This window comes from Fodinibius salsisoli (assembly GCF_026229185.1).
GTDB lineage: Bacteria > Bacteroidota > Rhodothermia > Balneolales > Balneolaceae > Fodinibius > Fodinibius salsisoli.
On sequence record NZ_JAGGJA010000002.1, the window covers coordinates 402,554 to 427,069 of the forward strand.

Below are 24,516 nucleotides of genomic sequence, written 5' to 3' on the forward strand. Positions count from 1 at the left end.
TTTATTTGTATTAAAGTGAGATATTGAAGCCAATACTGTACAAGCTCTGACGAGGATAGACCAAGCCGTTTTCTGCTGAAATCTCCGGATCAATTTCATAGTCCTTCATATTATCGAAAGAGAATATATTGGTTCCCCGGACATACACATTCAGAGAATTCACTCCTACTTTTGATAAAAGACTTTTCGGCAGATCGTACCCTACTTGCAGGTTCTGCAGGCGCAAATACCAGATATTATGGGTCCAATAGGTGTTAGATTCATAATTATAGTGGTTATAGTTTGCCCCCCTGTTAGCGGGATAGTCGCCAGCGATCCACTCACTACTGGGATCGAAAGGATCGGCCCGGTGCCAGCGATCAGTCAACATAAACTCTGGTGAGTTTCCGTTGTTCTGGAAGAAATAGCGAAGCTCCCAGTTACGGGTATAACTCTGCATGGCGGCACCGGCAAAGTTAAAACTTAAACTCGCCCCCTTGTAGGAAAACATTCCATTTAAACCAAAACTGGTATATGGATTCCAACCCTGGGCATAACCGATGGGACGCTGATCCAGCCCGGTGATAATACCATCACCATTTACATCTTTATAGATAAAGTCGCCGGGCATAGCCGTCGTGTTGCTTTGCCCATCCATTTCTACAGGATAATTATCGATCTGCTCCTGCGATTGGAAACGGCCAATAACCTGATACCCCCAAGTAATAGCTGACCAGCGACCAATCTCTGAATTACGATACTCGTCCCAGGAGTTACCTGCCCGGAAGTTATAGTCGGTTTGTTGCCGCCAGCGAGATATGGTAGCATTGGCGCCTACACGATAGCTAATATCGGTTCCCACTTGTCCCTGGTAGGAAACCGAACCTTCAACGCCCCGTGTCACATCGGAATTCAGATTTTGTATCGGTGTATTATACCCCAGCTCTGAGGGAATAGCTTCGTCTTCCGGCGTTCCGGGCAATCCATCGCGCTCACGTTCAAACACATCTATAGTTGCCGAAAGCCGATCTTCAAAAAATGAAACATCTAGACCGATATTTTTACTTATGGCTGTAATCCAGCTAAAGTTTGTTATTGGACGATTTCTCGGTCCTACACCTGCATAATATTGGCCATCCAGGACAGAACTTCCGGAATCCCCTCCAAAGTTATAGCCCGCGAGGTAGCTATAGGGACTAATTAGATAATTGCCTCCCGAATCGGTTTCACTACCCGTACGACCATAAGAAGCCCGCAGCTTTAAATTGGTAATGGTACTTCCAACCGCCTCCTGGAAGAAATCCTCTTCAGAAATTCTCCATCCGGCCGAAACGCCCGGAAAAAAGCCCCAGCGACTTTCTGATGGAAAGAGGAAGGAACCGTCATAACGACCAACAAACTCAACAAGATACTTTTCATCGAAGTTATAGTTCACCCGACCAACATAACCAGCATGGGCTGACTTACCGATATCATGAACCAAGATATCCTGGTTATCGAAACTCATGATATTTACATAGTTATTATCTGGCACAGTGTGCACCCGCTGCTCATCCCCCCGGTAGTCCGATCGCTCATAAGCAGCAAGAGCCGCGATACTGTGTTTGCCAAAATCAGCTTCATAGTTCGCCTGAAACTGGAAGAAGCGGTTAATCTCGTTTCTCCATCGGCGTTCTCTCCAGGGATTATCATTACCCTGCACCGCATTATATTCATCGGTTTCTTCGTTATAGACATAACCATTGTAGGTATATTCAAAACCGTCAAAATCCCATGCTCCGTATCCGTAGGAACCGGTTCCCTTAAGACTCAGTCCAAAGTCAAAATCATATTCTGCGTATAAGTTTACCTTAGCCTCGCGCCAAATATCATCAATCCACCCGGTTACATCTTCGGTATACGTAGCCGGATTTACATTAATGTTGTGAACATCGCCGTTTACATAGTTGGGATTATCATTAGCATAGGGCGATTCGGTAGGCCACATTGTGGAAATACTCAGGAAAGGATTAAAATAGTCATCCAGCCCCGGGACCCCTACCTGTTGGCGATTCTCGATGCGACCACTTATCTGAGTTCCAATTGTCAGTCGGTCAGAAATGGTACCTTCGATATTCGCCTGAATGTTATTCCGGCTGAAGCTATAATCATCTATAATTGCTTGTTGCCCCAGACGAGTGGCCGATAAATAATAGCTTATCGATTCCGACCCACCGGAAACACTGGCACTTAGCTGGTTTTGGGGAACACTTGGCTCCATGACAATATCATAGTAGTCATAGCTTTTATAATCATCGCCGTTGCGCCATTCCCTCAACTGCTCAGAAGAATTTATCCCCAGATAGTTGGGATTTTCACCCCGATTCTGTTGTGCATACAGCTTGCCTCGTACAAACTGGTAAGCATTAGCAGGTTGTGGATAACGCGTAAACGTTTGCCAACCGTAATAGCCGTCAATATTTATTTCCGTCTGTTCTCCATACCCTCCATCTTTCGTTTCCACAAGTACAACACCGCTTGAGGCCCTAATTCCGTAAACGGCTGCTGAGGCATCTTTCAGGACTGAGATACTTTCGATATCTCCCTGCCCCAACTGTGCAAAGTCTCCTTCTGAGGAAGGTACCCCGTCAATAACATAGAGAGGGTCGCCCATATTCCGGATTTCAATCTGTGGAGACGAACCAGGGCGGGCATCTGCTTGCCGGGCCGTTACCCCCTGCACTCTACCTACCAAAGCATCTCCTGTAGTCACCGAGGGCGTTTCTTCCAGATCGCCAAACTCAACAGAGCTAATGGATCCGGTCACACTTTGTTCGCTTTGTTCTCCATATCCAACAACTACAAGGTCTTCGCCAACCAAAGCCTGTGGTTGAAGTGTAATATCGATCTCTGTTCTTCCGTTTATCGGTATTTCTTGCGTTTGATATCCTACAAATGAAAAGACCAGTGTATCTGACAGAGAAGAAACCTCCAATTGGTACATTCCATCCGCACCAGTTGATGTCCCCTGGGAAGTACCTTTCACAAGAATGTTAACACCGGGCAGCGACTCGGATGTACTACCATCGGTCACTGTTCCCGAAACTTCCTGTTGTGCAAATACAGCTCCTGTTGATAAACCCCAGACGGCTACTACCAACAGCAGGCATTTCAGTTGTAAATATGATTTCATAGAACCCCATTTTTGTGTGTTTAGATATTATTTTTTCCTACCTGAATTGGCTATTCAATTCAAAATATTACAAAGTGTTTTTTATACACTTCTTATGTTAAAACATTCTGTAAAACTGATGCAAATAATTGCAAGAAATTTATTCCTTCCGATATACTTGCTTACAAGAAAAGTACCTATACACCTCAAAAAGACAAACACATAAATGCTATAAATAACTATATATCAATTATTTACGCATTTCTACTATTGTATATAAAAAGAGATAATTTTTTTTAAAAAAACCTAAATAACCAAAATATTACCCGTAGATTTATTTCAGTTAAACTTATTTTTTCGGTAAAACACTTATTAATTGTTCGAAACACACTTAAAAATGTGGATACCTGACGCCTAAATCCTCTCTCAAGATTTCCTCTATATAAGGCACTCTTCTTGAGAAGTCTTGCTACTCCAGCACTCACCAATAAGAAAGGTGCAGCCCATTTCGAAAATGGACTGCACCTTCTATTCTATTGGAGATAGAGCACACATGCCGGTGGCCTCTATCTTAAATTGATGTTTACAATAAGCTTAAAAACACGGTGCTACCAGTCTTTAGTATCCCGGGTTCTGTTCTAAGTTATTGTTCAGGTCCCGCTCGCCCGATGGGATCGGCCACAAATAGTCTCGCGGGGCCTCAAACGACCGCACGTGTTGCCCTGGTACAGGCTCCATGTCGCTACCGCTGGCGATATTAATCCCAAGAGTGCTACCGTTTAGCACTTCCTCAGCAGTCGCCCACCGGCGGATATCCGCCAAGTGCAGGCCTTCCCAGGCCAGCTCGATCGTCCGCTCATTGCGGATGAATTCAATAGCCTCCTCCTGCGACATTGTGGTGACATCGACAGGCAGGGGAATGTCCACCCGGTCACGAATCTCTTCAAGCACCGTTTGCACTGACGCGTCCAACTCACCCAGCTCAGCCTTCGCCTCTGCATACATCAGCAGAATATCGGCATACCGCATCTTTATGAAATTGAGACCACTGTTAGTTGGAGACGAAGCGTCCTGTGGATCTACATACTTCATGGCGGTATAGCCGGTGTAGGTGTTATTGTAATCCGTTAGCAGGATCCTATTGCCGGTCGGACTACAGTAGCCATCTGGCGCTCCACTTTCGCATGACGGATATGAGTTATAAACAATTCCATTGAATTCAGCACCTGGAAACAGGACTGTTCCATAGAACCGTGGATCTCGATTTGCATACATACCGAGCGTCTGTACCATCGGTTCACCGTTGCTATAGGTGATCTCCGGCGGAGAATCATCGTACATCGGCGATTCGTCAATGGGCAGACCATCCTCCATGGGGAATTTATCAACCAGCTCCCGCGTCGGTGCAACATTAACCTCGCTGCCCATAGTTTTAGGTGCAAAATCGGCCCAGGCCGGCCAGCCATTCTGGCCAGCAACCTTTTGGTAATCGAAAATAACTTCCTCGCTTTGCTCACCTGCGTAAGTGAAAAGATCCCGAAAGTTGGGATGCAGGCTATACTCATTGAGATTCATCACTTCTTGAGCCATATCGGCAGCAGCGCTATATAACTCGTTAGCACGACCTTGGTTGCCTTCCTGGTACTCTTGCCAGCTCGCCTCGTACAAGGCGGTCCGAGCCTGGTAACTCAAGGCAGCTCCCTGGGTAGCACGACCGTAATCGGAGGACGCTAAATCGGAGGCAGAAGGCAGCAAACCTGCTGCTTCCGACAGGTCTGAGGTAATACGGTTATACACCTCTTCCCGCGAAGCACGGCTCACGCTGCGCGCCTCTTCCACAGTCGGAACGCTTGTGAAGATTGGAACCCCACCATACATCCACAGCAGTTCGTGATAAAAATATCCGCGCAAAAACAGGGCCTCACCGCGAATCCGATTAGCGGTTTCCTGTGAAAGCACCTCTCCACCTACCGCTTCGAGCTGTGCGAGAATCTCATTGGAGCGACTTATTCCGGTATAATTCTGGCTCCAAATACCACCTGACCAGCCGGACAGAGCATTGGCACGCCCCATTACGTACTCGTGCTGACGTCTCCAATCAGCGTGGGAGTAACCGATCTCTGTGGTACCGTCAAAGTACATTGGGTCATCACCCTGCCCCATCATCTGGCTATATGCACCATTAAGGGCGGTGTTAAAATCACGCTCGTTGGTCCAGAAGGTTGCTGATGATACCCTGTCTGTCGGTTCTGTAGTCAGGAAGCCCTCATCACACCCCGTGGTTCCAAGAGCGATACATAGAAGCAGTATGCCTGCAAGCAATACATTCGTTGTCTTCGTTATCTTGTAAGTCATAATCTTGGTTTTTTTATCAATCATAGTCTTGGTCATTTAGAAGCTAATGTTGGCGCCTATACTGATCACCCTCGTCTGTGGAGTGTAATCACCGGTCGTCCATGGATACTCAGGATCCAGACCGATACCCAAATTATTTGTCATCCATAGATTTTTGCCGGTTGCATACAGTCGCAGGCGTTGAATCCCTATACGGCTGACAATATCCTGGGGTAGTGTATAGCCGAGTTGAACATTACGCAGCTTCATAAAACTCCCGTCCAAGATCCACCAGGAGTTTGTCGTGTAGTAATTCCGGTTCACGTTGGAGTAGTATGCGGGGTGCCGTGCGTCTTGGTTATCGGGCCTCCAGTAGTCTTTATGCCACTCCGACGTATAGTTTTCCCAAACCGGGCCCTGCGCAAAGCCGAGGCCCAGGTACTGATCCCGCTTACCTACACCTTGAAGGAGCGCACTGAAATCAAAGTTTCGCCAACCTGCGTTAACATTCACGCCATAGATATAATGGGGGTTGGGATTACCGATCACTTTACGATCCGCTTCATTGATAACCCCGTCGTCATTCTGGTCCACATACATAAGGTCGCCCAAACGGGTTTCTTCTCCCGGAACATGTGCACCGTAGCTATCAATCTGTTCGTATGAGTCGAATAAACCTGCAACCTCAAGACCGTACCATGCATTGACGGGCGAACCTTCCTGAATCACTCTGCCGCCGAGGTTTCCACCTTCAATATACGGACCGGTTTCGACCAGGTCGATAACTTCGTTCCGGTTATCGGAGAGATTGACGTTGATACCGTAGCTGACTTCACCGATATTATCCTGCCAGCCGACCGACACCTCCCAACCTTTGTTTTCGACAATACCCCCGTTCTGGTAGGGCGCGTTTAGGCCGACCATATCGGGGACTGAAAGGGCCAGGAGGATATCTTCTGTGCGCCGCTCGTAGATATCACCCGTTACACTCAGGCGGTTATCCCAAAATGCGGCGTCGAACCCGATATTGGTAACTATCGTTGTTTCCCACGAAAGCTCTTCGTTGACAAGATCCGTAGCAGCACCACCTACCGACTGTGCACTACTGGCGTTGCCCAGATGATACGGAGTACTCAGATTGATGGAAGAATAGTAAGAGTACAGTGGCACATTCTGGTTACCCAACTCGCCCCAGGATCCGCGCAGCTTAAACTCATCTACCCAGTCCACGTTAAAGAACGGCTCCTCGGAAACCCGCCAGCCGAGCGAAAACGAGGGAAAGAAACCATATCTGTGCCCTTCAGCAAATCGGCTTGATCCGTCATAGCGAGCGTTGAATTCGAACAGGTAACGACCCATCAGCTCGTAGTTGAGCCGCCCAAACACTGAGCGCAGTGCCCAACTATTACCGTACCCCCGTGTTCCGTCGTTCGTTTCGTTACCCAGGTCGAGTTGGCGTAGTTCGTTGTTATAAAACTGATCTCGCCAGGCCCGAAACTCCTCAAAGTTGGCGTCGGTCTGTTCATATCCCACTACACCGGAAATATTATTATTTTCATTAAACGAATAGTCATAGTCGATCATAGCACGGAGTGTCGTTTGCTTATCCGTATAGGTTCGGTTTTCACCGAAACTGGGTCCCCAGTAGTATGCGTCGTCGGGATACTCTTCAATAAGGTTTGGGTCGGTCACAAACCGTTCCCAATCCATGGCACCATAGTCAAAAGAAGCCAGGGTCTGTATTTCTGCCCATGAAGCTATTCGATAGTTCAAGCGACCGGTGACAGTACCCTCCCAGAACACCCGCTGCTGGTTACCACTGACCTCGGCGGAAGCCAATGAACTACGGCCAAACAAGTTTGTGCCGTATGTGCCATCGGAATACCGGGTTCTTATTGTGGGCGGCGTATCGTGGACGATATAAAAATTCGCTGCCCATTCCTCAGCAGGAAGAATATCCCAACTACGATTCGCTGACAAGTCCACCCCGCCTGATATCTTATCAGTCAGATTAAAATCGGTGTTCAGACGTACGCCATACCGGTCGTGCCCCGTATTTGCCATCAATCCATCTTCTTCCAGGTAATTGAGTGAGAGCGAGTAGCGGGCTACCTCGCTTCCGCCAGCTATACTCAGGTTATGATCCTGCATTCGTGCCGGATTGAAAATTTCGTCCACCAATTCATTATCCGGATAAGCGTCGGGGTCCGTTCCCGCGATGGTATTCTGGATATATTCATCTGTGTATCGTGGCTGGTAACTGTCATAAGATTCACACTCACTAACCGCATTATTGGGATCGCGACCGTCGAGGCACCAATTCATAAGATTCTCCCGGGCCACGTTTGCAAGCCGCATGTGCGTCTCAGTGTCTACACGTTCCGGCCAGGCTGTACGGCTCTGTGTTCCTATGTATCCGTTATACGTAACCTGCAGGTCGCCGGCCGTTCCTCGCTTCGTGGTGACCAAGATTACGCCATTTGCTGCGCGCGAGCCGTAAATGGCCGCCGAGGCTGCGTCTTTCAGAACGGAAATATTCTCTACATCATTTATATCAATGTTGGAGAGATTCCCTTCGACTCCATCGATCAGCACCAGCGGTCGCGAGGCGCCTGCGCCGCCAGTGTCATCACCCCGGCCCAGAGTACCTTGTCCCCTGACCAGTAAATTTAGCTGGTTGTGACCTGGATGATCTCCACCGTCCAGCAGCTGCAAGCCCGGTGCCATTCCCTGCAGCGCATGTGTCACCGTAGGAACGGGTACTTCAGACATTTCAGCAGTCGAGACGGACGCCACCGAGCCCGTTAGGTTCACCTTTTCCTGCTCGCCATATCCTACAACAACCACATCTTCTCCCATCAAAGCTTGTGGCTGTAGGCCAACATCAAGTTCACTCCTGCCCTCAATGGCTATCTCCTGTGTCTGATAGCCAACAAAAGAAAAAACCAGCGTATCCGTAGTGGATGCCTCTAATTCGTAATAACCATCAATATTAGTTGATGCCCCCTGCGAAGTCCCCTTCACAAGAATATTTACTCCAGGTAATGTTTCAGATGTACTCGCATCTGTAACTGTACCTGATACTTGTTGTTGTGCAAGTACAGCTGTTGATGACAAGCCTAAAATGCATATCATCAATACCATATATTGTAGCTGTAGATATGTTCTCATAACACCCCATCTTTTATATTTAAGTATTTTTGTTATCCCTATTTGAATTGGCGATCCAATTCAAAATGTGTCTAAGTGTTTTATATACACTTTTTATTTTTCAAAAAATCCCGGTTTTATGCAAATAATTTTGAAAATATTTTTAATATAACTCATTTACTTCATTTGCTCATCGTAACAAGGGTTGCTAAAAAAAGACCTATCATTCTATTCTCCTGCCTATCATGCAATTATGCCAAATAAAAACATGAACTTATTATCAAGTTTTTTTGACCTCGCTTTTCTTGATAAGCAAAAATAAATACGATTTAGTCTCCTTGGATACTACTCTATTTTTAAAAATTGAATTTAATTGTTCGTATAACACTTAATGGCATCTTGGTAATTTTGCACTCAATTATTGCTACTGCTTTATTTAAATTTTCATATCTCTATCTCCTTTATAATTGACTTCATCGTTTCTCAGTAATTATATCCCATAATACCTCTTCTTGATATTGGACTTTTATCGAGCAAAGTCCTCTCCAAGGCTTTGTCAATTTATTTCCGAAATAACCCAATTTTTTTTTGCAACTTTCAAAAATATTCTCTCTTTTAGTGTATTTGCTACACTTGTGTATATTTAGACAATTTTGGGACTTATTTTAAACTAACTACAGGACATTATGACATTCACAAAATTTTGGGGATTACTTCTTAGCCTCGCAATAATTACGATTGGCTGCCAATCTCAGGGGAAGCAAATTCCTGATGATCAACCTCGCAAGATTGAAGTGCTTTTTCTCGGCCATGACAGCGAGCACCATAATAGTGCTGCCTATGCTCCGATCCTGGCTTCCGCACTGGCTGATGACGGGATCAATATAAGTTACACTGAGGATCCGGCGGATTTGAATACCCAGAATCTAAATAAGTATGATGCCTTGATGCTCTACGCCAACCATGATTCCATCAGTACCTCCCAGGATGAAGCCTTGCTGGACTTTGTGGAATCGGGCCACGGATTTCTACCGATCCACTCGGCCAGCTTCTGCTTTCGCAACTCCGAAGCATTTGTCGATCTGGTCGGTGCTCAATTTAAAGAACATGGCACAGGCACTTTTACCGCTTCTATTACGAACAAGGACCACCCCATTACCCAAGATCTTCAGGAATTTGAAACCTGGGATGAAACCTACGTCCACAGCAAACATAACTCTGAAAACCGAACGGTGTTGATGGAGCGCGAGGAAGAGCCCTGGACCTGGGTACGCACGCAGGGCGATGGCAAGGTTTTTTATACGGCCTATGGACACGACGAGCGCACATGGGAGCAGCCCGGATTCCAGGAACTGGTGAAGAACGGAATTATCTGGTCAGTCAGCGACCAGGTACGGTCTAACTGGGAGCAATTTGCCTCCTCTATGCCAGAATTACAATACGAAGACCGCGATAATATCCCCAACTACGAGGAGCGTGATCCCGCTCCCCGGTTCCAGCTGCCGCTCTCGCCGGAAGAATCGCAGAAACATATCCAGGTGCCGGTTGGTTTTGAGCTGGAGCTTTTTGCCTCCGAGCCCGACATCATCAACCCTATTGATATCTCCTGGGACGCCCAAGGACGATTGTGGGCCATTGAGACTGTTGACTATCCCAATACCGTGCGCGAAGAAGATGGGGTAGGCGATGACCGAATTAAAATTCTCGAAGATACCAATGATGACGGAAAGGCCGACAAAGTCACCGTCTTTGCCGACAGCCTGAACATCCCCACCAGCTTTACCTTTGTCAATGGAGGCGTGCTGGTTTCCCAGGCCCCGCACTTCCTGTTTCTGAAGGATACCGATGGAGATGACAAAGCTGATGTGCGCCAGAAAGTGATCTCAGGCTGGGGCACCTTTGATACCCACGCAGGGCCTTCTCACCTGCAGTATGGTTACGACAACAACATCTGGGGATCCGTCGGGTATTCTGGATTTGAAGGTACCATTGCCGGGGATTCCCTCAAATTTCCCCAGGGCTTCTACAAATTTAACACTGACTTTGATAACCTAAATTTCGAGTATCTGACCACCACCAGCAACAATACCTGGGGACTTGGTTTTAACGAAAGTTTCGATGTGTTTGGCTCCACGGCCAACAATACGCACGCAGTTTATATGGGAATTCCCAAACGATACTATGAGCACTACGAATGGCCGGAAGGCACTGAGCGGCAGCAGTGGAGCGCCGGGCGTAAGAAGATTGACGGCCACTACGCAATGCACCCCATCACCCGTAATTACCGGCAGGTGGATGTATTTGGTGGATTTACGGCCGCCTCTGGCTTCCAATTCTATACGGCCCGCCAGTTCCCCAAAGAATATTGGAATCGCACGGCTTTTGTCAGTGAACCTACCGGTGGACTGACGCACCGGGCCATCATTGAGCAAGATGGAGCTGGCTTTAACGAAAAGGACGGATGGAACATTTTTGCCGGCCATGATGAATGGATCTCACCGGTACAGGCCAAAGTGGGCCCCGACGGGGCCCTTTGGATCGCCGACTGGTACAACTTTATTATTCAACATAACCCCACCCCCAGCGAAGAGCGGGGCGGCTATGATGCAGAAAGTGGGGATGGGAATGCCCATATAAACCCGAATCGCGACCGCGATCACGGGCGCATCTATCGGCTTACTTACACCGGATCTGAGCCATCCGAACCAATGAGCCTCAGCAAAGATGACCCAGACGCGCTGGTTGAAGCCCTGAGCCACGACAATATGTTCTGGAGACTGACCGCCCAGCGTCTGCTCGTGGAGCGCGGTGAAACGGATGTGCTTTCTGAGTTATATGAACTCGTCCAAAATGAAGAAGTTGATGAGATGGATCTAAATCCGGCGGCCCAACATGCGTTGTGGACGTTGCACGGACTCGGAGCCTTTGATGAATCTAACCAGGAAGCTATTGATACGGCTACCGGAGCGCTGCAGCACCCGTCTCCAGCCGTGCGCAAAGCCGCTATCCAGGTGCTGCCCCAAACCGATGCGGCTAATCAGGCCCTGTTGGATTCCGGGGTCCTTACCGATCCTGACGGCCGGGTCCAGCTGGCGGCTATCTTAGCCACCATTGAAATGGAGACCTCTACAACGATCGGCGAAAAACTTTTTGCCCTCAGCAAAGATGAGAACCTCATGCAAGATGAGTGGTTGGCTGAAGCCCTGAAACTGGCTGCCAGCAAGCATGAAGACGGATACAAAGCAGCGGCCGGACAAACCTCACAGGATGCTGAAGCCAGTGAGTCTCAAGGCAATGACGATGCTGATGTTACCATCCAAATTGGGACGGTCATTAACGAACTGGAGTTTGATAAAACCGAATTTTCAGTCAAAGCGGGTGAAACGGTACAAATAGTCTTCAAAAATTCGGATTTCATGCAGCATAATCTTTTGATCCTTGCATCCGGCTCCCTGGAAAAGGTGGGCGAAGCAGCAGACGAAATGGCCGGTGAACCGGATGCCGCCGAGCAGAGCTACGTGCCGGATATGGAGGAAGTACTGTTTTCTACAGCGCTCATTAACCCGGACCAGACCGTTACCCTCACATTCACCGCACCGGAAGAGCCCGGAGAGTATCCCTACGTATGTACCTTCCCCGGGCACTGGCGGACCATGCAGGGTGTAATGACGGTCACCGAAGAATAATAATGGCTTTGCGAAACCATCAAACTTGTCACTCTGAGCCTGCCGAAGAGTCTCTGGATAATAGGCTATTGCTTCTAAGAGGAGATCCTTCAACTTTGTTCAGGATGACAAACAAGGTTTCGCAAAACCTTTTAATAGAAGATTGAATATAAAATTTGCAGTATAGTGAATATACAATTTGGTATAAGCACGTGGGTTTGGACGTCTCCTTTTACCACTGAATCAACAAAATTATTCCCCGCAATAAAAAAAATGGGCTACGATGTGGTCGAAATTCCTGTGGAGGATCCAGAAGTTATTGATGCTCCACAGGTTAAGCAGGCACTGGATGAGCATGGACTAGACGCTGTCATTTGTGGAGCCTTTGGCCCGGGTCGCGACCTGACCCACGAAGATCCATCCATCCATCAGCAGTGCTTTGATTATTTAGACGCACTGATGCACTTGGCCGACACCTGGGAGGCTGATTTTATTGCCGGTCCCATGTATTCGGCGGTTGGCAAAGCCCGGCTCGTATCCCCTGACCAGAAAAAGCGGGAGTGGGAATTAGCCGTGACCAATCTACGAAAAGTTAGCCAAAAGGCTGCTGACAATGGATTGCAGCTGGCCATTGAACCGCTCAATCGGTTTGAATCGGACCTGATTAACACCACGGCCCAGGCCAAGCAACTGATTAACGATATTAACCACCCGGCCGCTAAAATTATGGTCGATGGCTTCCATATGAGTATCGAGGAAAAAAGTTTGGAAGCTGCCATCCGCACCGCCGGTGATGACCTCATCCACGTGCAGACTTCTGAGAACTACCGGGGCACGCCCGGTACCGGTCAAACCGACTGGCAGAGTTTTAAGCGCGGATTGGAAGCTGTAGATTATTCGGGGGTGGTATCCATCGAAAGCTTTACTTCCGACAACCAAGAGCTGGCCGATGCGGTCTGTATCTGGCGACCCCTGGCTGAAGATCAAGACGAGTTGGCGGAACAAGGACTTCAATTTTTAGAGCAAACATTTCAATAAAAAATCAATAAGCACTATGTCAGATAAACAAGTAAACATTGCAATTATTGGATTGGGCTTTGGGGCCGAATTCATCCCCATCTTCCAGAAACATCCGGATGTAAACATGTACGCCATTTGTCAGCGTACTGAATCGAAGCTTAATGAAGTGGGTGATGCTTTTGACATCGATCAGCGATACACTTCCTACGAAGAGCTGCTGGCCGATCCCAAAGTGGATGCGGTGCATATTAATACGCCCATCCAGTTGCATGCCAAACACAGCCTGATGGCTTTGCGGGCTGGCAAGCACGTCTCTTGTACCGTGCCAATGGCAACAACTATCGAAGAATGCGAAGAAATTATCGATACGGTGGAGGAAACCGGCCTTAAATATATGATGGCCGAGACCGTGGTTTACAGCCGGGAATATTTGTTTGTTAAAGAACTCTATGAAAAGGGCGAGTTGGGTAAAATCCAGTACCTGCAGGCCAGCCATCCGCAGGATATGGAAGGATGGCCCGAATACTGGGAGTACATGAAACCCATGCACTATGCCACCCACGTGGTCAGCCCTGTATTGGGACTCACCAATGCACAGGCAGAATATGTTTCTTGCTTTGGATCGGGTAAAATTAGCGATGACCTTATTGAAAAGTCAGACTCTCCCTTTGCTGTGGAAACTTGCCACATCAAGCTTAAGGATTCGGATCTGTCGGCCCATATTTACCGATCGCTTTTTGATACGGCCCGACAGTACCGCGAGAGCTTCGATGCTTACGGTTCCAAGAAGTCCTTCGAATGGCCGCTCATCGAGGGCGAAGATCCAGTTATCCATACCGCCAAGAAGCCCGAACCGGAAATTCCCGAACGTGTGGAAGTACCGGATTACGGTCACCGATTGCCGGAAGAAATCCAGGAATTTACCCAGGAAGGCGTCTATGATGCCGACGAACATGCCCACCTCTCGTTCATACAGGGCGGCGGCCACGGTGGCTCTCACCCGCACTTGGCTCACGAATTTATCGCAGCCATCAAAGAGGACCGGGATCCGTATCCGAATGCAGTACAAGCAGCCAACTGGACCTGTGTAGGACTGCTGGCCCATGAGTCGGCGATGGAAGGTGGAGCGATCAAGCACCTGCCGGAGTTTACGCTGACTTAAAAAGCTCTCTATTTTATTCTATAAGGCTTTCCTGCCCACCGGTGGGAAAGCCTTTTTCTTTTAAGAAAATATGTGTGTTTAGAATAACCTTGGTAGGCTCTTTCCTTAATACGAAACCGTCATTGCGAAAGAGGGGCGCTCTCCACCGACTGACGCAATCTCCAATTAAATGCAATATCATCCTGAGCGGAGTCCAACGGACGCAGTCGAAGGATCTCCCTATACTTACATATTCTTTTAGTATGGACGGGACTCACCATGATATTAGCGTTGATCTTGTTCAGCAGACTCCTTCTGGGACAATCGGATAGAGAAGGAGCTTTTATTTAAAAAACTCTAACTTTAACAGTGCGTCTCTTCCCCTGCATCGTAGGGGAAGAATAAGATGGGGTCACTTATCATTAAGATGAGGATCCTGCGGCAACGCAATCTCTGTGGCAATGCCTTTTACTCATCTTTAAGAGGTACTTCCATTTCGTCAAGGTCCACTACAAAACGAGTTAAGCATGCCCCTTCGACTCGTCAGAGGTTATAACACCTAGGGTTATGGGATATAACACGTCGTGTTAAGGGTCCTAACAAGTAGGGTTAAGACCCCTGACGAGTGAAAAATACATCCAAGTCCCTGGCTATTGGGCGATAACAACGTCTGTCCCAAAATTTCAGAGGTGAAGGTGAGATCAATGATAAGGTGCCACAAATACCCAATAGCCCGGAATATTTACACCATTCAATTCTAACCGAATAATGCGTTAATTAACAACAGCTCTTCTTCTATTAAAGCTCATGCCTTCTTATTGTAAACAGCCGGGATATCTAAAATAACATTTGACTTACATCTCAATACTATTATATTAGTACTAAGGAAATACAACTAGACAGATAATTATAAATTTACGCTTTATGAAAAAGTCACTTACCCCCCTTGGAGAAACAGAAATGGAAGTGCTACACCACGTATGGGAACTGGAAGAAGCTACCGTTAAGCAGGTTCGTAACCGCATCCTGGAAAGGCGGGAAGTTGCCTACACCACCATTATGACGGTTATGAAAAATTTAGCAGAAAAGGGATATCTGAAATATCGTAAAGATGGTGTTACTTACGTCTACAGTCCCGCTCAACAACCTGAATCCGTGCGGTCAAACCTTATTGGAGATTTAGTCAATAAAGTTTTTAAAGGCTCCCCTAAAGAACTCGTTCAAACGCTGGTTAAGAGTAAAAATATTACGGAAGACGATCTTAATGATATCAAAAACATGATTGACAACATGGAGGACTAACAATGTTTGAATTAATCGATTTTCTACAATCTTTTGGTGCAACAATACTTAAACCAATCTGGTTTCCAATTGTAATATGGACCGGTGTTGCCATTCCTATTACATTGCTATTACGTAAAATCGAATCGCTGCAGCCCGTGTATCAGTATCACAGCCGAGTGGCCCTGTTACTGGCGCTGCCCCTGGGGATCGTTGGATCATACGGCATGGAATGGTTGGGACAACTCCTTGCTTCATTGCAAGCGGGGGGCACGAAGTTTATTGTCATCCAAAGCCCCATAACCGTTACGGCCCAACAAGCTATTCCTACTTTCTGGGAAAGCCTCTTAAATCCTATGTTCTGGATTGGTTTAACCAGTGCCCTTCTGGCAATCGGTATTGGCTACCACCTGCTCAGGTTAGGCATCAATGGGATACAGTTGAACAAGCTGGGGCAACAGCTGTCTTTCAAACCATTGAAACAGATGGGCGAGCATTATCTACCAGTAAATGATAAAAAGCTTCAAAATATTAATCCGCTTATTGCTTTTTCACCACAGGTTAGCATTCCATTCACCTATGGATGGCTGAATACGAAGATCGTCATCCCGGAAGAACTCAGAGATGAACCGGAAAAAGCAGCCATGGCTATTCGTCATGAGCTGATGCACATCAGGCATAATGATTTCCTACTAAATGGTGTACTGATGGTCGTCAAAGCACTATTCTGGTTCCATCCCCTGTCTCACTACTTATATCGCAGCAGCCAGGAATATCGCGAAATTACCTGTGACGGACAGGTACTGGCGGATACCCAGTTTTCAAAAAAACGATATGCAAGCCTTCTTTTTGAACTTGCTGAGCGCGAATACCAAAACAGTAATCTGGCCATGAGTATGGCTGTTAATCCTTCATCATTAAAAAAACGCATCCAAATTATGTCTACACAAAACATATCAACCACCACCTTTCGATCGAGCTTTCTGATGACTCTCGCAACGGCAGCACTCGTTGTGCTGACGATCTCCTGCAGCGATCTCAACAGCGAGGATGGAATCACTAATACTGAGTTCCAGGAGGCGCAGTCGCAACTGAATCTGCAAGTTGACAAAAATCAACCATTGTACGTAATAAATGGTGCAATTATTACTGAGTCTGAAGTGGATGAACCTAATGCTCTTTCACGACTCAAAGCAGAGTATATTTACTCTATTGACATTTTAAAGGGACAAAATGCTACTGATGCATATGGTGAATCCGGACAAAATGGAGTTGTTAAAATTCAGCTCCATGACGGCATCGATATTGAAACAGTTTTGTCAGACTTGAAACCAGCATCTGCACCAAAGGTTGATCCTAACTCTAAGGCACAGCAAAATGATTACTTTGTAGCTGTCGAACAGATGCCGGAGCTTATTGGCGGACTCCAATCACTCGCCGAGAAGATTAATTATCCGGAAGAAGCACATAAGGCAGGCACTGAAGGACGTGTTATTGTACAATTTATTGTCAACGAACAAGGTGATGTCGAAAGACCTCAAGTTATTAAAGGTGTGAGCGAATCACTGGACGAAGAGGCTCTGCGTGTGGTTAAGCAAGCAAAGTTTAAACCGGGGCGGCAGCGTGGTCAAGCCGTTCGGGTACAGTATTCACTGCCCATCGTATTCAGGTCTTCCTCTACTATAAGCAAAAAAGAACCCAAAGTTGATTTAGAAACGCCCAAAGTGGATGGAGCTACAATGAAACTCCAAAATGTGCAGGCCAACCAGAATGGTACAATCACAGGGAAAGTCATATCTGCAAAAGATAATGCCCCTCTTGCCGGTGCAAATGTTATCATGGAGGGCACCAGCCAAGGTTCGTCGACCGATCAAAACGGGAAATTCTCTATCCAGGGATTAAGCAAGGGAACGCATAATCTGACGATCAGTTATGTCGGCTACCAGCCATCGAAAGGGACAATCACTATTGAGTAGTTCCAAATAAGCTGTTATTATTTTAAAGCGGAGCTTCATAGGTTCCGCTTTTTTTATTTTATTAAGGAATAGTTACAGATAAGAATTATAACGGCTTACTCAATCCTTCGTGAAAAAAATTGCGGCGTACGGCGTTCATTTATTTACAGCATCGGGAGCAGCATTGGGATTATGGTCGCTCATCCTTATCTATGATGGCTTTTATCAAAACGCTCTGTGGGTGCTCGTGGCCTCAGCCGTTGTCGATTCCGTGGACGGAGCCTTAGCCCGGCTTTTCCAAACCAAGCAACATGCGGCGGCTATAGACGGTGCACTAATGGACAATGTTATCGATTTCCTCACCTGGACTGCCGCCCCCCTCCTCTGGGTCTATGTAACCATGCAGCTTCCTATCTGGGTGCTTCTTATATGTGCTATTGCCAGTGCTTTTGGATTCTCAAATGCACGGGCCAAGACTGATGATTATTTTTTCCTTGGTTTCCCTTCCTATTGGAATATCGTCGTTTTTTATCTTTTTGTCCTTAACCTACCCGTGATATTCGCCTCTGCTATCCTGCTGATATTCGCTTTTACAACATTTTTGCCCGTTAAATTTGTCTATCCCACACGTACCCCATTTCTCCGTCCGGTCACGCTTTTCCTCGGTGCTTTGTTTGTACTTCAATTTCTTGCTTTAATATACTTCTTCGACGAATCATCTCCGCTCTTGATCTACACCTCCTTTCTTTTTCCCTTTTATTATTTTGGACTTTCTTTTTACTTAAATATTAAAACAACTGAAACATCTGTCTGATTCATCCGTATGATTCTATCAGAAACAAGCATACAATGAACTAAACCTACTTCTATGGGAGCTCGATTAAGAAAATCACACAGCGATCGCATGATTTCCGGTGTTTGCGGAGGCATTGCAGAATATCTGGGCTGGGATCCTACGATCGTTCGCATTATATTTGTTATTTTAACATTCTTAGGCTGGGGTAGCCCCATATTGTTATACTTCATTCTTGCTATTGTGATGCCGGATTAATTTTAACTCATTGGTAGAATAGGTTTTGAAAATAAACTCCTATTTCATAATTATAGTCCATTAAGCAAACAGAATGGATTAGATTATGAAAATTGGAATTGTAGGTCCCGCCGAACAGGCTGTAGCATGGGAAAATCATTTACGTATCCATCAGTCAGTAACCGAGGTGGTTATTGTGCCCCAATTAAACAGCCTGAATTCAATTGATGCCTGTTTTTTACTTGATAATTCTGACAACCGCCTCAACCATGTGCTTGAGGCCGTAAAACAAGGACTACATACCTTTTTAATAGCTCCTCTCCCTACTTCTGACAGTAAACTTGCCAACCAGGTCTATCATGCTTCACAGGAAGCCAATGTTCGCCTGCAATTTTCCCACTGGCCGACCCTCACACCCGCCTCCAAATGGATGGCTAAAAAGATTACAAAGCCTTCTTTTATACAAATTAACCGAGATATAACCCACAGCGAGCAGTTGGAGTCCGATTCCAGCTTTGACCATCTGTGGACCAATGAACTTGCTTTTTGCTTGCGATGGATCAATGGGGCTGTTCATCATATCGACTTGAATACCGTAACTTTTCAAAGCCAAAAGCCTCATACCTTACATCTGCTTATCCGATTTGACAGTGGGGCGACCGCTAATATTTGCGTGAATGCTGCAGCATTTGCTTCCAGGCATCATCGTATTGCTGCAGACCATAACTATCTTACAGACTGTGATGTTTTAGAACAGACGGTTCGCCTTGGAGAAGAAAATGAAAGCAAACACCTATACTTTAACAGGCAATCTTTTGATGCATCCAAAGCGGCAGAGTTAGCAGCCATGGAATTCATCAAATCGATTCAGCTCAAAAGGCCTACGATTTATAACGGATACCATCTCATGGAGTTGACGCAAACACTGGACAAAATTAATAAGCGCCTGAGCAGGATATAGTTAGCAGGCTGGGTATTTCTGAGCTTGGTGTCAAAGATTAATTTTGAGATTCTATTTGATACTTCTCACTGCCTGCCGCCAACTGCCCACTGCTTCTCACTTTTTAAATATCCGTTTTTCGTAACGCGTATTCCGCACTACTCTGTTGTACTGATCACTGACCTACTGTTTCACCGCTAACTGCCCTTCTCATGCATGGCTTTAAAAAACTGCTTGAGCTTTTCTCTGGGGGCCAGTTTATCGATAAAATTAAATTGTCCGGCTCCCAGGCGTTCTCCACCATCTATCACCACACATTCACCCGTTATATACGGAGCCATGTCTGACATCAGGAAAGCGGCTAAATTAGCTAACTCTTCTTTGTCACCGTACCGTTTGGCCGGAATTTTGGAAAGAAACTGCTCTTCAGCATCCTCGTCTGGCACTAACCGGGACCACGCTCCCTTGGTCGGAAAAGGTCCGGGAGCGATGGCATTCAACCGGATGCCATAGGTCGCCCATTCGTAGGCCAGTGAACGCGTCATCGCCAATACCCCTGCTTTGCCACAAGCTGAGGGTAAAACAAAAGCTGAGCCAGTGGATTCGGAATAGGTGGTCACCATATTCAGGATGTTTCCCTCCTGCTCTTCATCTATCAGGTAGTTTCCAAACGCATGCGTACAGTTGAAAGAGCCGTGTAAAACGATATCCACAACAGCCTTAAACCCACCCGGGGACAGATCCTCGGAAGCAGAAAGGAAGTTCCCGGCCGCATTATTCACCAAGCCGGTCATGCGACCAAAATCGGACACAATTTGGACAATCATTTCTTGAATTCGATCATGATCACGAACGTCTGCCTCATAATACCTTACTTCAACAGCACCTGTTCCCGCTTCGGAGATAGCTTTGGCCGCCTTTTTCAACTTCTCTTTCGTACGCCCGCAAATAGCAATATTGCTTCCCAAAGCAGCAAACTTCTTGGCCATCGCCAATCCAAGGCCGCTACCTCCTCCGGTAATTAAAATGGTCTGCTCTGATAACGTATCCGAAGTAAACATAAACAAACTAAATTTTATAGAACACGGATCGTACAGGTATTACGGATCTCCACGGATTAGTTTATCTGTGTGAACCCGCCCAATTCGCAAAATCTGTGTTCTATTTCTATTTAACTTAAATTTTCGAAGATTCCGGCTGCGCCCATGCCGCCGCCCACGCACATGGTGACCAATCCGTAGCGTTTATCCAGTCTCTTCAAGTCATGCAAAATTTGGGTCGTAAGCTTCGCTCCGGTACATCCCAACGGATGTCCCATGGCAATGGCTCCACCGTTTATATTGACGATATCCTCATCCAGTCCTAATTCGCGGATCACTGCCAATGACTGAGCGGCAAAGGCTTCATTAAGCTCAATCAAGTCAATGTCCCCCAAATCCATGCCCGTTTTACCAAGCACTTTGGGTACCGCTTCAACTGGACCAATACCCATAATTTCCGGTGGAACTCCAGCTACTGAGAATCCCACGTAGCGGGCAATGGGTTCCAGCTCCAATTCCTCGGCCTTTTCGCGGCTCATCACGATGACGGCCGCGGCTGCATCATTCATTTGCGAAGAATTTCCTGCCGTAACAGTCCCTCCCTGCTTAAAAACCGGGTTAAGCTTGGCCAGTATTTCTTCGGAAGTATCGGACCGAGGGCCCTCATCCGTATCAAATATAAATTCAGATTCTTCCACTTCCCCACCGGCGGTCACCTTTTTTTCATGAACTTCAATCGGAGTTATCTGCTCTTTGAAATAGCCTTCGTCCCATGCTTTGATGGCTCGCTGGTGACTTTGATAGGCAAAGGCGTCCTGATCTTCCCGACTGACACCATATTTTTCGGCTACATTTTCTGCCGTCAGTCCCATGTTGATATACATTTCCGGGTAATTATCCACCAACTCCGGATTTGGATGAACCACATAGCCGCCCATGGGCACCATCGACATCGACTCTACCCCGCCGGCAATGACCACATCGGCTCCGCCCACCATAATACGCTCGGCCGACTGTGCAATGGTCTGTAATCCGGATGAGCAAAATCGGTTCATGGTTGCGGCCGGTACCGACGGCGGGAGTCCCCCGAGTGCCGCGCATTGACGAGCCATATTCAATCCCTGGGACGCTTCCGGAAAAGCGCAGCCCATGATGACGTCATCAACCATTTCAGGTTGTAGATTAGGGGCACGCTCCAGCAGTGCTTTAATGACCTCTCCCCCAAGTTTATCAGGAGGTGTAAAACGAAGCGATCCTTTATTGGCTTTCCCGGTCGGTGTTCGTGCAGCAGCTACAATTACGGCATCATTGGTAGTCATAAGTCAAAAGTATTAAGTAGAAAGTTATTACAGACTTTTCAAAGCGAATAAATAATTTGTTGAATTCAGGAGTCAGAATTCCGAATTAAACAACTACTGAACCCAGACAACTGAATACTGATTCCTCAGTTCCTCAATGGTTTTCCTTTCTTGAGCATATGTTCAATACGGGCCTGGGTTCGTTCATCTTCCAGAAGTTCTAAAAAGGCTTGGCGCTCCAGTTTGAGCAGGTAATCCTCGGGAACCTCTTGCGGCTCGCTCAGATCACCTCCACTCATAATATAAGCCACTTTATCTGCCACCACTTTATCGTAGTCAGTTATAAACTTTGCTTCGTGCATGATGTAGAGCATTAATCGCAGAGAGCTCAGAGCGGTCTTGCCTAGTACCCTCATAGATGGCTTTTGAGGTGGATGATACCCAGCATCTGCCATGCGTTTAGCCTCTGCTTTAGCGTTGGCAATCAGTAGATCTCGATTCATGATTACTGCATCCGAATCTTTCAGGTAGTGATATTTCCGAGCCTTGGGTGCTCCATCCGAGACTTTAGCCATGCCAATCGTCTTAAAAACTTCTTTGATATTGGGCAAGGGGTCCACCTGCTCATCCCCAATCACCTGATCCATCGCACGGCGCAGCATTTCCGTGGTGCCTCCGCCGGCAGGAAGCAGTCCAACCCCCACTTCCACGAGCCCCGCATAGAGCTCATAGTGAGCAACCACCTTATCAGCATACAACATAAACTCCACGCCGCCTCCCAGGGATCGTCCAAAGGGAGCAGTAATAACCGGAAAGGGCTGGTAACGCAAGCCAACCGCCACATCCTGAAAATTCTGTACGGCCTGTTTCACTCGCTCTTTCTCTCCTTTCTGCCAGGTTCCCATCGCCTCCATCAGGTTGGCGCCATAGGTAAAGTTCTCATTATCATGACTGATAACCAGTGCATCGAATTGATCTCGAACAATATCACAGGCTTTGTCCAGAGACTGCACAAGTTCAAAGCCCAGCGTTTGTTTCCGGGTTCGAAACTCAAATAGTGCTACGCCATCTCCCAGATCATAAAGGCCCGCACTCTTGTTTCCAAAGACCTCTTTATCTTCAGCCTTAAGGGCAGCAATCTGGATGGCGCCTTTGGCCGGAGGCGTCAACGGCTCGATCTTACCAGAAGCCAAGTTATAAACGGTGCGATCTTCTTGGTCGTAAAACTGCTCACGACCGGATTTCAACATCTGCAACACGGAATCGGGCACCTCTCGTCCCTCTTCCTGCATCCGTTCCACGGATTCGCGAACACCAATGGCATCCCAGCGTTCGAAAGGCCCCAGTTCCCAGTTAAAGCCCCACTTCATAGCGCAATCGATGGATTCAACCGAATCCGTAATTTCCGGAATACGGTTCGCGGCATAAAGCAGCAGATCACAATGAATTTCCCAGATAAATTCCCCCGCATCATCATCCTGTTGTACTAAAAAACGGAGCCGCTCTTCCGGGGTATCAAATTTCCTCTCAGCTTTTGAAGCACTTTTAAATTCAGGGTTCATCTGCGACTTGTATTCCATCGAATCCGGGTCAATAACTTTGTACTCTTTACCCGAATCCGTACGAACTTTTTTATAGAATCCCTCGCCTGACTTGTTACCAAATTTTTCCTGCTCGATCATTTTCTTGAACCCCTCTGGCAACTCAAACACCTCGCGCCGCTCGTCATCTGGTATTGACGGATGTAAGTTGGTCGCTACATGGTGAATAATATCCAGACCAGACATATCGGCCGTACGAAAAGTGGCAGCTTTGGAGTACCCTGTGAGGGTACCCAGCAGGTAATCAATTTCTTCGGCACGGAAATCCCTATCAAAGAAATGAGGCATAATACTGGCCATCGAAAAAATACCGATACGATTGGCCACAAAATTTGGCGTATCCTTACAACGCACCACGCCCTTACCCAGCGTCTTTTCACAGAAACCAGACATAAATTCCGTCACCTCTTCAGCAGTGGAGGTAGTAGGTATTACTTCCAGGAGCTTCATGTACCTCGGTGGATTAAAAAAGTGGGTCCCCAAAAAATGGCTCCGAAACTCATCCGAACACTCTTCGCTGATCTCGCCAATAGGCAAGCCCGAAGTGTTGGAAGTTACAATGGTATCAGCTGTTCTGACCTCCTCGATATCGCTCATCATCTGCTTCTTGATATCCATCTTTTCAATGATGGCCTCGCAGACCCAATCCACTTCCTGGATGATATCCAGATCGTCCGTGAAATTGCCCGGTTGTATTTTGGTCGCATCACTTTTATTGCCAAGCGGCGAAGGGTTCATTTCTCCAAGCTTTTTAATGGCATCCACCGCTCGCTGGTTGGGATTGTCGCTCTCTTCACCCTTTAAATCGAGCAGCCATACCTGTAAGCCAGCATTTACACAGTGGGCTGCTATTTGGCTGCCCATCGTACCAGAACCTAACACGGCTACTTTCTGAATAGAATATCTTTTGTTTAACATGTAAGTCAAATTT

Annotated in this window: 14 protein-coding genes; 8 read left to right on the top strand and 6 right to left on the bottom strand. The window is 46.9% G+C overall.

Annotated features, from left to right (window positions below; genetic code table 11):
* Nucleotides 1–10: 10 nt before the first annotated feature.
* The 3 genes from J6I44_RS04450 to J6I44_RS04460 form a co-directional block, all read right to left on the bottom strand.
* Nucleotides 11–3,151, bottom strand: a complete 3,141-nt coding sequence (locus J6I44_RS04450) for a SusC/RagA family TonB-linked outer membrane protein (RefSeq protein ID WP_265764788.1) — start codon at nucleotides 3,149–3,151, stop codon at nucleotides 11–13.
* Between the two features lie 597 nt (nucleotides 3,152–3,748).
* Complete coding sequence (locus J6I44_RS04455; RefSeq protein WP_265764789.1) at nucleotides 3,749–5,485, bottom strand: RagB/SusD family nutrient uptake outer membrane protein; 1,737 nt, start codon at nucleotides 5,483–5,485, stop codon at nucleotides 3,749–3,751.
* 36 nt (nucleotides 5,486–5,521) lie between these two features.
* On the bottom strand, nucleotides 5,522–8,635 hold the full coding sequence (locus tag J6I44_RS04460) for a SusC/RagA family TonB-linked outer membrane protein (RefSeq protein ID WP_265764790.1): 3,114 nt from the start codon (nucleotides 8,633–8,635) through the stop codon (nucleotides 5,522–5,524).
* A 665-nt stretch (nucleotides 8,636–9,300) separates the two neighbouring features.
* On the opposite strand from J6I44_RS04460, the gene J6I44_RS04465 reads away from it, so the two are divergent.
* The 8 genes from J6I44_RS04465 to J6I44_RS04500 all read left to right on the top strand — a co-directional run bounded on the left by J6I44_RS04465 (nucleotide 9,301) and on the right by J6I44_RS04500 (nucleotide 19,667).
* On the top strand, nucleotides 9,301–12,300 hold the full coding sequence (locus tag J6I44_RS04465; protein ID WP_265764791.1) for a PVC-type heme-binding CxxCH protein: 3,000 nt from the start codon (nucleotides 9,301–9,303) through the stop codon (nucleotides 12,298–12,300).
* A 165-nt stretch (nucleotides 12,301–12,465) separates the two neighbouring features.
* Entirely contained in the window at nucleotides 12,466–13,317 is an 852-nt protein-coding gene (locus tag J6I44_RS04470) for a sugar phosphate isomerase/epimerase family protein (protein WP_265764792.1), read from the top strand.
* 16 nt (nucleotides 13,318–13,333) lie between these two features.
* A complete protein-coding gene (locus J6I44_RS04475; protein WP_265764793.1) occupies nucleotides 13,334–14,461 on the top strand; it encodes a Gfo/Idh/MocA family protein in 1,128 nt (375 codons plus the stop codon).
* Between the two features lie 903 nt (nucleotides 14,462–15,364).
* Entirely contained in the window at nucleotides 15,365–15,742 is a 378-nt protein-coding gene (locus tag J6I44_RS04480; RefSeq protein WP_265764794.1) for a BlaI/MecI/CopY family transcriptional regulator, read from the top strand.
* A gap of 2 nt (nucleotides 15,743–15,744) precedes the next feature.
* Nucleotides 15,745–17,697: a TonB family protein gene (locus J6I44_RS04485; protein ID WP_265764795.1), complete on the top strand. Its 1,953-nt coding sequence runs from the start codon at nucleotides 15,745–15,747 to the stop codon at nucleotides 17,695–17,697.
* Nucleotides 17,698–17,806: 109 nt separating this feature from the next.
* Nucleotides 17,807–18,490: a CDP-alcohol phosphatidyltransferase family protein gene (locus tag J6I44_RS04490; RefSeq protein WP_265764796.1), complete on the top strand. Its 684-nt coding sequence runs from the start codon at nucleotides 17,807–17,809 to the stop codon at nucleotides 18,488–18,490.
* Between the two features lie 54 nt (nucleotides 18,491–18,544).
* Entirely contained in the window at nucleotides 18,545–18,727 is a 183-nt protein-coding gene (locus J6I44_RS04495; RefSeq protein WP_265764797.1) for a PspC domain-containing protein, read from the top strand.
* A gap of 85 nt (nucleotides 18,728–18,812) precedes the next feature.
* The gene (locus tag J6I44_RS04500) at nucleotides 18,813–19,667 is read left to right on the top strand and encodes a hypothetical protein (RefSeq protein WP_265764798.1); all 855 of its coding nucleotides are present in this window, start codon (nucleotides 18,813–18,815) and stop codon (nucleotides 19,665–19,667) included.
* A 176-nt stretch (nucleotides 19,668–19,843) separates the two neighbouring features.
* Here the strand turns inward: J6I44_RS04500 and J6I44_RS04505 are convergent, their stop codons facing one another.
* The 3 genes from J6I44_RS04505 to J6I44_RS04515 form a co-directional block, all read right to left on the bottom strand.
* Nucleotides 19,844–20,707 (bottom strand): SDR family oxidoreductase, encoded by an 864-nt coding sequence (locus J6I44_RS04505; protein ID WP_265764799.1) that lies wholly within the window; start codon nucleotides 20,705–20,707, stop codon nucleotides 19,844–19,846.
* Between the two features lie 110 nt (nucleotides 20,708–20,817).
* Nucleotides 20,818–22,005: a thiolase family protein gene (locus tag J6I44_RS04510; RefSeq protein WP_265764800.1), complete on the bottom strand. Its 1,188-nt coding sequence runs from the start codon at nucleotides 22,003–22,005 to the stop codon at nucleotides 20,818–20,820.
* Nucleotides 22,006–22,130: 125 nt separating this feature from the next.
* The gene (locus J6I44_RS04515) at nucleotides 22,131–24,503 is read right to left on the bottom strand and encodes a 3-hydroxyacyl-CoA dehydrogenase/enoyl-CoA hydratase family protein (protein WP_265764801.1); all 2,373 of its coding nucleotides are present in this window, start codon (nucleotides 24,501–24,503) and stop codon (nucleotides 22,131–22,133) included.
* Nucleotides 24,504–24,516 lie beyond the last annotated feature (13 nt).

What these genes read in the sequence shown, in the direction of transcription:
- J6I44_RS04450 (WP_265764788.1), bottom strand. Translation starts at nt 3,151, where the DNA reads ATGAAATCATATTTACAACTGAAATGCCTGCTGTTGGTAGTAGCCGTC.
- J6I44_RS04455 (WP_265764789.1), bottom strand. Translation starts at nt 5,485, where the DNA reads ATGACTTACAAGATAACGAAGACAACGAATGTATTGCTTGCAGGCATA.
- J6I44_RS04460 (WP_265764790.1), bottom strand. Translation starts at nt 8,635, where the DNA reads ATGAGAACATATCTACAGCTACAATATATGGTATTGATGATATGCATT.
- J6I44_RS04465 (WP_265764791.1), top strand. Translation starts at nt 9,301, where the DNA reads ATGACATTCACAAAATTTTGGGGATTACTTCTTAGCCTCGCAATAATT.
- J6I44_RS04475 (WP_265764793.1), top strand. Translation starts at nt 13,334, where the DNA reads ATGTCAGATAAACAAGTAAACATTGCAATTATTGGATTGGGCTTTGGG.
- J6I44_RS04480 (WP_265764794.1), top strand. Translation starts at nt 15,365, where the DNA reads ATGAAAAAGTCACTTACCCCCCTTGGAGAAACAGAAATGGAAGTGCTA.
- J6I44_RS04485 (WP_265764795.1), top strand. Translation starts at nt 15,745, where the DNA reads ATGTTTGAATTAATCGATTTTCTACAATCTTTTGGTGCAACAATACTT.
- J6I44_RS04495 (WP_265764797.1), top strand. Translation starts at nt 18,545, where the DNA reads ATGGGAGCTCGATTAAGAAAATCACACAGCGATCGCATGATTTCCGGT.
- J6I44_RS04500 (WP_265764798.1), top strand. Translation starts at nt 18,813, where the DNA reads ATGAAAATTGGAATTGTAGGTCCCGCCGAACAGGCTGTAGCATGGGAA.
- J6I44_RS04505 (WP_265764799.1), bottom strand. Translation starts at nt 20,707, where the DNA reads ATGTTTACTTCGGATACGTTATCAGAGCAGACCATTTTAATTACCGGA.
- J6I44_RS04510 (WP_265764800.1), bottom strand. Translation starts at nt 22,005, where the DNA reads ATGACTACCAATGATGCCGTAATTGTAGCTGCTGCACGAACACCGACC.
- J6I44_RS04515 (WP_265764801.1), bottom strand. Translation starts at nt 24,503, where the DNA reads ATGTTAAACAAAAGATATTCTATTCAGAAAGTAGCCGTGTTAGGTTCT.